We start from the raw sequence: 6,000 nt of genomic DNA, 5'->3' as shown, positions 1-6,000 counted from the left end.
ACCGGGGCGCTGTTGCAGTGGCGGAACGGTTCGTCCGCACCGTCCGGACCGAGGTCACCGACCGCATGCTGATCGTCGGTGAGCGGCACCTGCGCACCGTCCTGGCCGAGTACGCGGCCCACGACGACGGACGACGACCCCACCGTGGCCGCGCCCTTCAGCCACCACGGCCCGACCACCCCGCCGCGGACCTGACCCAGGAACGGACCAAGCGCCAGCCCATCCTCGGCGGCCTGATCAACGAATACGAACGAGCCGCCTAAAACCCCAGGTCACCACCGGTGGCCGAGTTCCGACACCCCACACGGTGACACATAGCCCGATCATGACTGATCGGCGGCCGTGTGCCGGCGGACTGCGCCGATGCAACAGTGCCGCGCCCACTCCCTTTTATGAGACTGAGTCCCAGTACAGGGGATGGGCTGATAATCTGTAAACAATCGCCGAATTAGGGACAGGGTTACAGGATGGGTGGAGACGTGCGCACCAGGACGAGGGCCGTCGCCCGCGCCGCTGTCCGGGCCGATCTGGCCCAGGTGGCCTTCGATCTGTTCCAGCGGGACGGCTTCGAGAAGGTCACCATCAACGAGGTGGCCGCAGCGGCCGGGGTGTCGCGCAACACCTTCCTGCGCTACTTCGACACCAAGGAGGATGCCGTCCTCAGCGCCTTCGAGGCCCGAGGCGAACAGGTCGCCGAGGCCCTGCGGGCCCGGCCCGCCGCCGAGGACGACTGGACGGCGCTGCGCCGCGCACTCGACACCGTGGCCGACGACCACCGCCGGGATCCAGCCGGGGCCCTGGCAACGGCTCGTCTCATCCTGGAGACGCCCGCGTTGCGGGCCCGGCTCCTGGAGAAGCAGTGCGGCTGGCGCCCCTTGCTGGTTCACGCCCTCGCCGAGCGCACCGACTCCGCGCAGTCCGCGGAGCTGGAGCTGTTGGTACGAGCCGCCGCTGCCCTGGACTGCCTGGGCATCGCCATCGACCGCTGGACAGCATCCGAAGGCCGCCTCGACCTGGGCGACCTGCTCGACGCAGCCTTCGCCGCGCTCACCGTGCGCCAAGAACGCCGCGACCCCGGCTCGCAGGATCAGTGATCTGCCGTGGAGTCAGGGCAATAACCACACTCGTGATCTTGGAGGATCCCGCATGAGCATTGTTGTCACCGCTGCCACCGGACATCTGGGCCGTCTCGTCATCGATGAGCTGTTGATGAGGGTCCCCGCGGACCAGGTCGTCGCGGTCGCGCGCAACGCCGACAAGGCCGCGCGCATCGCCGCCAAGGGCGTTGACGTGAGGATCGCCGACTACGGCAGGCCAGAGACCCTGAACAGCGTGTTCAGCGCCGGAGATGTCGTCCTGCTGATCTCCGGCACCGAATTCGGTCGGCGCACCGCCCAACACGGGAATGTCATCGACGCCGCGAAGGCGGCGGGCGTTGCCCGGCTCGCCTACACCAGCGTCCTCGGTGGCATGCTTGAAGGCTTCAAGCTGGCCGCCGAGCAGCACAAGCCCACGGAGCAGGCCATCCTAGGATCGGGCCTGACCTACACGCTCCTGCGCAACGGCTGGTACACCGAGAACTACACCGGCCAGATCCCCGTCCAGCTGGAGCACGGCGTGGTCGGCGCCGCGGGCGAGGGCAGGATCGGTTCCGCCACCCGAGCGGACTTCTCCGCGGCGGCCGCCGTCGTCCTGACCACCGAAGGCCACGAGAACAAGACGTATGAGCTCAGCGGCGACAGCGCATGGACCTTTGCCGAGTACGCGGCGGAACTCTCCAGCCAGTCCGGCAGGGAGGTCGCCTATCATGACGTCCCGGTCGACACGCTGGCAGCCGCCTTCTCCAGTGCCGGGATTCCCGCCGAGCAGGCCGAAGCCTTCGCCGAGACCGACCTTGGTATCAAGCGCGGCCTGCTCCAGGGCGGCAGCGGTGAACTCAGCCGCCTGATCGGCCGCCCGACCACCCCGCTCGCCAAGACCATCTCGGCAGCTCTCAAGGGCTGATACACGCCGGACCGGCAGCAGGACCCAGGCCGGCCGCGCACTGCTGATCGTCCCGCGCGCCTTCGACGCCGGCCTGCTGCGCGAGCAGCAGGCCCGCGATCTGTCCGGCGAGCCCGCAGAGCGCCGGCCCGGCGCCCCCGTGAGCCCCACAACAAGCCCGTCAGGCTGGTGCTCAGTGAGCTTTGCCGAATGCTTCGACGATGGTCGACGCGATACGACCCCGGTCGCTCACCGTGTAGCCGTTGCTTCGCGCCCACTCGCGGATCTCCGCGGTGCGCTCGGCAGACGCGGCGCGCGGCGAAGCGGCGCGCGGGCCGCGCCGCCCGCTGCCCGCGCGGCCACCGGAACGGCGGCCCGCCGAAACGAACGAGGCCAGTGCCTCCCGCAGCTTCGTGGCGTTCGTCTCTGACAGGTCGATCTCGTACTGTGCGCCGTCCAGCCCGAACCGGACGGTCTCGTCGGCCGTTTCTCCACTGAGGTCGTCGATCAGCGAAACGATGGCCTTCTGTGCCATGAGCATTCCCCGTTCCTGCTCGCGGACCGTGTATCCGCGATGTATTCCGTACCGTATCGCGTGACCGTCCGGACCGGTCCGCCGCAGCCATCCAAATCCGCTGAATATGCCGGGAAGGCTTCCCTGGCGGGAGCGGCGCATCTGGATTGTGGAGAACTCTTGGGCGGCTCATGAGGATGGACTGCCCCAGAGTGAAAGGACATCCTCGCCCACAAGTGACCGGCATCACCGACGCGTCCCACCCTTGAGGACGGGCCCGCGCCGATCGTGACCCCTGACCAGAGGAACCTGCGGTGAGCGGAGGCCGGTCACCACGCGTATGACGGCGGCCCGGAGGCCAGCCGGTTTCGGTGACGGTCATCCCGCTGGGGAAGTGATCGGAGTAGCCGGTCTCATCGACGGTGGCGCCCATCCACCGAAGGGGCGGGGCCGCGGATAGTCGCCGGCGTGGACCAGTTCGGGGAAGCGTGGGATCCGCACGCTGTCGGGGTTGGCGTGCGGGGGGCTGGTGGGAAGGGCTCCGGCGTGATCGTGGTCTGACCTGTTTTGTCAGGGGAAACCGTGGAGATCGAGTGCGGCGGTGGGGGTGGTGTGGTCGCGGCGGCCGGGTGGGATGAACCGGTAGCCGGCTCGACGCAGCCTGTTGATCACCGCGGAGCGCGGGATCGCGAGGCTGGTCGGGATGTTGCCGGTGCGCAGGTGGAGGCGTCCTCGCCGAACGACACGTCGCGGACGTAGTGGACTTTGTTCTCGACGTGCCAGGGGCGGCGGGCGTGGGCGGCGAGGAGAGTAGATCGTGACGTGATCGACCTCGAGGCCGCGTTCGGCGAGCAGCTCCTCGACATCCCGGTACGACAGCGCGCCGATGCCCGGGTCGGCTACCCGTTAGGCTGATTCCCGATGGTTGTGCCGGAACGTGAGGGGTTGTGCGCGGTGACCGATGCCGAGGGTGGGGCGTTCAGCGTGAGGCCGTGGTTCACGCCGGTGGCAGAGCAGCTCACCCCGGTCGATCTGAAGACCGATGTTCCGCACTCGGCCCGGGTGTACGACTATTTTCTGGGCGGCAAGGACAACTTCCCGGCTGACCGGGAGGCCGCCGAGCAGACGCTGGCGATCTTCCCGGACATGCGGACCGGGGCGCGGGAGAACCGGGCGTTCCTGCACCGCGCGACCCGGAAGCTCGTCGGGGAGCTGGGGCTGCGGCAGTTCCTCGACATCGGTACCGGCATCCCGACCTCGCCGAACCTGCACGAGGTCGCGCAGGAGGCCGCCGCGGACGCCCGGATCGTCTACGCCGACAACGATCCGATCGTGCTCGCGCACGCCCGCGCCCTGCTGACCGGTACCCGGCAGGGCCGCACCGCCTACCTCGACGCCGACCTGCGTGAGCCGGAGAAGATCCTCGCCTCGCCTGAGCTGGCCGACACGCTCGATCTCGGCCGGCCGTTCGTGCTCTCCCTGATCGCCGTGCTGCACTTCATCCCCGCGTCGGACGACCCGTACGGCCTGGTCCGCCGCTACACGGAGATCCTCCCGTCGGGCAGTTACGTGGCGCTCACCCACGCCACCGGGGACTTCGCGCCGGAGGAGGCGGAGCGGGTCTCGGCCGTCTACCAGGCACGCGGGATCACCTTGACGCCACGTTCGCGGGCCGAGGTCGAGGACTTCCTCACCGGCCTCGACCTCGTCGAGCCGGGTGTCGTGCCGGTCCACCGCTGGCACGCGGAGAAGGACGCCGGTACGGAACTGGCCGACAGCCGCGTCAACGTCTACGGCGCCATCGCCCGCGTCCCCTGAACGATCGGCCGGCGGGCGGCGTCCCGGGAGCAGATCTGACGCCAGGGGGTTCTGGCCGCGTGTTCGGGAGGTTCTCGCGAACCTCCCGAACACGCGGGGTTACCTCCGGACCGTCGGATCAGCGTAGTGCTGTGGTCGCGCCGTCCACCGAGCCCGCGCCGGCGCCTCCAGGTGGGCGGTCGACTGCGTTCCGTAGCACCGCGGGGAACTCGGCCGCCCAGTCCCTGATGGCTTCACCGACCGCGGTGGCCGCCTCGCCCGCCTGCCCCCAACCGCGTGCGATCGCCCCACCGAGCTGGGGCAGCCAGGTGCCTACCCGGGGGTCATGAACGCCTGCCCGGAGTTCGCGACCCAGGGGCCGACCAGGCCCTCCCAGGCGCCGCTGCCGACCAGGGCACCTGCCAGCGCGACGCACAGGATGTCCCCCCAGGCGTCCGCGTCGAGCTTCTTGCCGTCGAGCTTGAACGAGACCAGCCTGAGGAGGAAGGCGCCCAGGAATCCGGCGACCTACGCGCAGGCCGTCTTGGCCAGGACACTCGCCGCCCCACCGGTCGAGGCGACCACACCAAGCATGCACGCCGTCCGGAAGGCCAGGCCCAGTGAGTAGAAGCCGGCAGCCAGCAGCGTGCTCTGCCACCAGGTTGGCTTTGTCGGTGCCTCGCCCGACGTGATGGTGAGTTTCAGCCCCTTGTCCGTCAGGCTGAAGGTGCCGTCGAAGTCGTGCACCTGAGGTGTGCCGCCCGGGAGATCCGGCGGACAGGCGTTCAGGTGCTCCTGGATGGTGTCGCTCAGCCGGCGGGAACCGGAACCTGGCGACTTCGGGACCGGCACCGGTGGAGCGACCACATCTCGACCCGTCTCCTGATCATGCGCGACCGTCGGCATGAAGGCCTGTCCTGACCGGGCGCAACGGAGCCCCCACCGGCAGGAACCTGCCGGAGTATGTGTGGCTTTCGCTTCATCCAGCTAGTCTGAGCTGATTCCAGCGCCGTGAGCACCAGATTGGTCGCTGTACGTAATTGGTGGGCGTGAGGTCAGGGCTGATGTGTAACGGTGTTGCCTGAGGGGGCTGCGTGCTCGGTTGGCGTCGGAATCCGAGAGGTAGGGCCGAGCCGCCGGTTTCCGGGAGGCCTTCCGCGCCGGCTGTCGAACCTTCCGGATCGACGTCGAGCCCCTCCGGCTCATCCGATGAGTCATTCACCCCCGCCATCGGAACCTTCTCGTCGGCCGATGGCGCAGGCTCGGATCAATCCGAAACGGCGGGGTTTCCGACCGCCGTGTCTCCCCCGGTCGATGTCGCAGGCGACCCGGCCTATCGCGACCCGGGTCGCTGGCCCGGGCCGAGCAATGACGGTTCGGGCTCCGCTCACACCGACGGTGCGGGGACGGACGAGCGCACAAGCGTCACGGATGTCGCGCAGGCCCGGTGGGGGATCCTGCCGCAGCTGGCGCACGAGCGGTTCGGCCAGTCGGGCTGGTCCTACGACGACGTCGCGCCACGTGGCTGCCCGCGATGCGACGGCACGCTGCACTGCCTCCGAAAGTCCTATGTGAGCGGCGGACGGCCGCAACGCTACGTCGCCCTGGTGTGCCCGCCTTGCGCGGCGACGTTCACCTTGGCGGATCTGGGTGTACGAACCTTCGATGAGCTGCGGCCTCGGCGGAGTGCTCCCCGTCGGGCCAGG

Annotated in this window: 5 protein-coding genes and 2 pseudogenes; 4 read left to right on the top strand and 3 right to left on the bottom strand. The window is 69.2% G+C overall.

Annotated elements, in window-relative coordinates; genetic code table 11:
• The 3 genes and pseudogenes from B056_RS0107460 to B056_RS0107450 form a co-directional block, all read left to right on the top strand.
• Nucleotides 1-263, top strand: a pseudogene (locus B056_RS0107460) (integrase core domain-containing protein); the annotation flags it as partial.
• Nucleotides 264-467: 204 nt separating this feature from the next.
• Nucleotides 468-1,094: a TetR/AcrR family transcriptional regulator gene (locus B056_RS0107455; RefSeq protein WP_035750514.1), complete on the top strand. Its 627-nt coding sequence runs from the start codon at nucleotides 468-470 to the stop codon at nucleotides 1,092-1,094.
• 52 nt (nucleotides 1,095-1,146) lie between these two features.
• A complete protein-coding gene (locus tag B056_RS0107450; protein ID WP_018501261.1) occupies nucleotides 1,147-2,004 on the top strand; it encodes an SDR family oxidoreductase in 858 nt (285 codons plus the stop codon).
• A gap of 172 nt (nucleotides 2,005-2,176) precedes the next feature.
• On the opposite strand, the gene B056_RS0107445 is transcribed toward B056_RS0107450, so the two are convergent.
• Entirely contained in the window at nucleotides 2,177-2,518 is a 342-nt protein-coding gene (locus B056_RS0107445) for a histone-like nucleoid-structuring protein Lsr2 (RefSeq protein WP_026239437.1), read from the bottom strand.
• A gap of 789 nt (nucleotides 2,519-3,307) precedes the next feature.
• A pseudogene (locus tag B056_RS42485) lies at nucleotides 3,308-3,379 on the bottom strand (IS6 family transposase); the annotation flags it as partial.
• A 39-nt stretch (nucleotides 3,380-3,418) separates the two neighbouring features.
• Between B056_RS42485 and B056_RS0107430 the strand changes: the two are divergent.
• On the top strand, nucleotides 3,419-4,315 hold the full coding sequence (locus B056_RS0107430; protein ID WP_026239436.1) for an SAM-dependent methyltransferase: 897 nt from the start codon (nucleotides 3,419-3,421) through the stop codon (nucleotides 4,313-4,315).
• A 507-nt stretch (nucleotides 4,316-4,822) separates the two neighbouring features.
• Here B056_RS0107430 and B056_RS0107425 read toward each other — a convergent pair.
• Complete coding sequence (locus B056_RS0107425; RefSeq protein ID WP_230202874.1) at nucleotides 4,823-5,200, bottom strand: hypothetical protein; 378 nt, start codon at nucleotides 5,198-5,200, stop codon at nucleotides 4,823-4,825.
• Nucleotides 5,201-6,000 lie beyond the last annotated feature (800 nt).

Origin of the sequence: Parafrankia discariae (assembly GCF_000373365.1) — a bacterium.
Classification (GTDB): Bacteria; Actinomycetota; Actinomycetes; order Frankiales; family Frankiaceae; genus Parafrankia; species Parafrankia discariae.
Note: the sequence above shows the minus strand (reverse complement) of the source record. Positions and strands in the feature narration are given on the sequence as shown.

Excerpts from the sequence above, each read along its gene's own strand:
- B056_RS0107455 (WP_035750514.1), top strand. The coding sequence starts at position 468 with ATGGGTGGAGACGTGCGCACCAGGACGAGGGCCGTCGCCCGCGCCGCT.
- B056_RS0107450 (WP_018501261.1), top strand. The coding sequence starts at position 1,147 with ATGAGCATTGTTGTCACCGCTGCCACCGGACATCTGGGCCGTCTCGTC.
- B056_RS0107445 (WP_026239437.1), bottom strand. The coding sequence starts at position 2,518 with ATGGCACAGAAGGCCATCGTTTCGCTGATCGACGACCTCAGTGGAGAA.
- B056_RS0107430 (WP_026239436.1), top strand. The coding sequence starts at position 3,419 with ATGGTTGTGCCGGAACGTGAGGGGTTGTGCGCGGTGACCGATGCCGAG.
- B056_RS0107425 (WP_230202874.1), bottom strand. The coding sequence starts at position 5,200 with ATGCCGACGGTCGCGCATGATCAGGAGACGGGTCGAGATGTGGTCGCT.